Origin of the sequence: Devosia sp. (assembly GCF_034675085.1) — a bacterium.
Taxonomy (GTDB): Bacteria; Pseudomonadota; Alphaproteobacteria; order Rhizobiales; family Devosiaceae; genus Devosia.
The window spans coordinates 1-3491 of the sequence record NZ_JAUCDN010000334.1; the positions used below are offsets into that span (position 1 = coordinate 1).

Consider the following 3491-nt stretch of genomic DNA (forward strand, 5'->3'; position numbering starts at 1 on the left):
GGGTGGCGCCGGGGCGGGTGCTTTCGCCGCCGATATCGATGATGTCGGCGCCTTCCGCCCCCATCTGGCGGGCATGGGCCAGCGCGGCGGCGAGCCGGTGATGGGCGCCGCCATCGGAGAAGCTGTCGGGGGTCACGTTGAGAATGCCCATGACCAGCGCCTTTTGCCCCAGCTCAAGTGGCGGGCGGCCGGGCAGGGCGATGGTGTGGGTCGTGTGCATGGGCAATTGCTTTACCGCGTCGATGGGCTGGCGCAAGCCCCTTGCGCTCAAAATGGCCAGACGATCATCAGCAGGGGCACGCCGACAAGCACCACCAATACGGAAAGTGGCGCGCCCAGCCGCCAGTAATCGCCGAATTTATAGCCGCCGGGGCCCATGACCAGCGTGTTGCACTGGTGCCCGATCGGGGTGAGGAAGTCGCAGCCGGCGCCGATGGCCACGGCCATGAGAAAGGCTTCCGGCGCGTAGCCCAGCGAGGTGGCGAAGGTGGCGGCGATGGGGGCCATGACCAGCACGGTGGCGGCATTGTTGAGAAAGGGCGTCACCGCCATGGCGGCCAGCATGATCAGCGCCAGCGCGCCCCAGCCGGGCAGGCCGGCGGCGGTGCTGGACAGGAAACTGGCGATGACCTCGGTGCCGCCGGTGGAGCGCAGCGATTCGGACACCGGGATGAGGCAGGCCAGCATCAGCAGGATGGGCGCATCGAGATGGCTGTAGAGCGAGCGCAGCGGCACCGAGCGGGTCAGCACCATGGCCACCGCCGCCATGAAGAAGGCCGGCGCGACGGGCAGCAGGCCCAGCGCCGTGGCGGCCATGGCGACCAGCAAAATGGCGAGCGGCACCAGGCCGTTGCGCACGCTGCCCAGCTTCAGGCCGCGCTCGATCAGCGGCAGGCAGTCCCATTCGCGCAACAGCTCGGGCAGGCGCCGCAAATGGCCCTGCAAAAGGATTACGTCGCCATCCTTGAAGCGGATCTGGCCCAGCCGATTGGTAAAGCGCTCATCGCCCCGGCTGATGGCCAGCAGGTTGAGCCCGGTGCGGTCGAACAGGCTCAATTCGCGCGCCGTGGCCCCGATCAGGCCCGAATTGGTGCCGATCACCGCTTCGATGACGCCGAAGCTGGACGCATCGCGCGTCGCCGCGCCCCGGCGCTCGGAGAAGACCAGCCCGGCATTGGACACCATCTTGTCGAGCGCTTCGGGATCGCCCTGGACCAGCAGGATGTCGCCGGCGCGCAGCTTGGCGTCGGGCAGGGGGGTGCGGGTGGCGCCGTTGGCGCCCAGGATGCGCGTGACCATGGCCTGCCCGTCGGCGGCGGCATGGATGGCGGCGATGGTCTTGTCGATGGCCGGGGAATCGTCGGTGACGCGGGCCTCGGTGGTGTAGTTCTTGATGTCCACGGCGCTTTCGAGGCCCGAGGAGGCGCGCTTGCGCTCGGGCAGCAGCCAATAGAAAAACGCCAGGAACCCGACGCCCAGCACCGAGAGCACCAGCCCCACCGGGGTGTAGTCGAACATGGTGAAGGGCTGGCCCACCATTTCCTCGCGCACCCGCGAAACGATGATATTGGGCGAGGTGCCGATCTGCGTCATCAGCCCGCCCAAGAGCGAACCGAACGACATGGGCATGAGGAACATCGAGGGTGAAACGCCCGACCGCCGCGCCATCTGGAAGGCGATCGGCATCATGATGGCCAGCGCGCCGATATTCTTGACGAAGGCGCTGAGCACGGTCACTACCGCCACCAGCAGCAGCAATTGCGCCCGTGGCGTGCTGATATTGGGGGCGAAGCGCCGCACGGCGATTTCCATGATGCCCGAATGGGATACGGCGGCGCTCACCACCAACGCGCTGGCGACGATGATGACGATATCGTCGGAAAAGCCGGTAAAGGCCTGACCGGGCTCGACCACCCCCAGCAACAGGGCGGCCAGCAGCGCGCAGGCGGCTATGACATCGTAGCGCCAGCGGCCCCACATGAAGGCCACCATCATGACGCCGATCACCGAAAAGGCGAAAATCTGGGGCAGGGTCATCCATGCGTCCATGCGGGTCTTGGGCCAGATGACCCGAATGGTCCGATGGTGGCAAGATGCAAAATTATCAATGCCCACACCCATTTCGCGACAGGGGCCGGGCCGGATTCAGCGCCAGAAGCGCCCTTCCAGCGTCGATTTCAGCACCAGGGTGAGCACGGCCATCAGCGCCAGCGTGGTGGAGGCGGCGAAGGCGCCGGTGACGTTGAAATCGTTGAAAAGCTGGCTGATCTGCAAGGGCAGGGTGTTGGTCTGGCCGCGAATGCTGCCCGACACCACCGAGACGGCGCCAAATTCGCCCATGACGCGGGCATTGGTGAGAATGGCGCCATAGAGGATGGCCCAGCGGATATTGGGCAGCGTCACGTGCCAGAACATCTGCCAGCCATTGGCGCCCAGCGACAGCGCGGCCTCCTCGTCCTCTGTGCCCTGCTGGCGCATCAGCGGGATCAATTCGCGCGCCACATAGGGAGCGGTGACGAACAGGCTCACCAGCACGATGGCGGTGACGGTGAACATCAGCTTTATGCCCGCGCCCTGCAAAAGCGGGCCGAGCAGGCCCTGGCCGCCATAGAGGAACAGATAGACCGTGCCGGCGACGATGGGGCTGACGGCGGCCGGAAGCTCGATGATGGTGATGAGCAGATGCCGGCCGGGGAAGCGGAAGCGCGTCACCAGCCAGGCCAGGCACACCCCCACCACGATATTGACCGGCACCACGATCAGCGCCGTCAGCACGGTGAGGCCGATGGAGTGGAGCGTGTTGGGCTCGGTGATATTGGCCAGATAGACGCCCAGCCCCTCGCGGAAGGCAAAGGCGAAGATCAGCGCCAGGGGAACCACCAGCAGCGCCGCCGAAAACAGGAAGGCCAGGGCGATGAGCAGCGTTTCGGCGCCGCTGCGTTTCTGGGCGGAAAGGGCGGTCATCCCCGGCTCCTTTCGGCGTAGCGCGCCTGCCAGGCCTGTAGCAGATTGGTGAGGATGAGGGTGATGAAGGCGGCGAGCAGCAGCACGAAGGCCAGCGCCGCCGCGCCCTCGTAATTATATTCGTCCAGCCGGATGAAGATCAGCAGCGACACCACTTCGGTAATGCCGGGAAGATTGCCGGCAATGAACACCACGGCGCCGAATTCGCCCAGCGAGCGGGCAAAGGAGAGCACGCAGCCGGAGATGAAGGCGGGCAGGATGGTGGGCCAGATGACGCGGGAGAAGACCTGCTGCCCGGTGGCGCCCAGTGTGCGCGCGGCTTCCTCCAGATCGCCCTCCAGCTCCTCCAGAACCGGCTGCACGGCGCGCACGACGAAGGGAATGGAGGTGAAGATCATCGCCATGACGATGCCGGCCTGGGTGTAGTTGACGGCAATGCCGTTGGGTTCGAGAAACTGTCCGTACCAGCCGCTATTGGAAAACAGCGTCACCAGCACCAGCCCGGCCACGGCCGTGGGCAGCGCAAA

The 3491-nt window shown here is 66.0% G+C and carries 4 protein-coding genes; all 4 read right to left on the reverse strand.

Features of this window, described 5'->3' with window-relative positions; all coding sequences use genetic code 11:
* A partial coding sequence (locus VDP82_RS15800; protein ID WP_323015786.1) for a dihydropteroate synthase occupies nt 1-220 on the reverse strand: 220 nt, incomplete at its 3' end.
* Nucleotides 221-267: 47 nt separating this feature from the next.
* A complete protein-coding gene (locus tag VDP82_RS15805; RefSeq protein WP_323015787.1) occupies nt 268-2037 on the reverse strand; it encodes an SLC13 family permease in 1770 nt (589 codons plus the stop codon).
* A gap of 108 nt (nt 2038-2145) precedes the next feature.
* Nucleotides 2146-2964 carry a sulfate ABC transporter permease subunit CysW gene (cysW, locus tag VDP82_RS15810; protein ID WP_323015788.1) on the reverse strand — a complete coding sequence of 273 codons (819 nt, stop codon included), beginning with the start codon at nt 2962-2964 and terminating at the stop codon, nt 2146-2148.
* Nucleotides 2961-3491, reverse strand: a 531-nt coding sequence (locus VDP82_RS15815) for an ABC transporter permease (RefSeq protein WP_323015789.1), incomplete at its 5' end; no start/stop codon positions are given. The genes VDP82_RS15815 and cysW, both read right to left, overlap by 4 nt.

Bases quoted from the DNA above. Each gene is read 5' to 3' on its own strand.
- VDP82_RS15805 (WP_323015787.1), bottom strand. From the start codon at position 2,037: ATGACCCTGCCCCAGATTTTCGCCTTTTCGGTGATCGGCGTCATGATG.
- cysW (WP_323015788.1), bottom strand. From the start codon at position 2,964: ATGACCGCCCTTTCCGCCCAGAAACGCAGCGGCGCCGAAACGCTGCTC.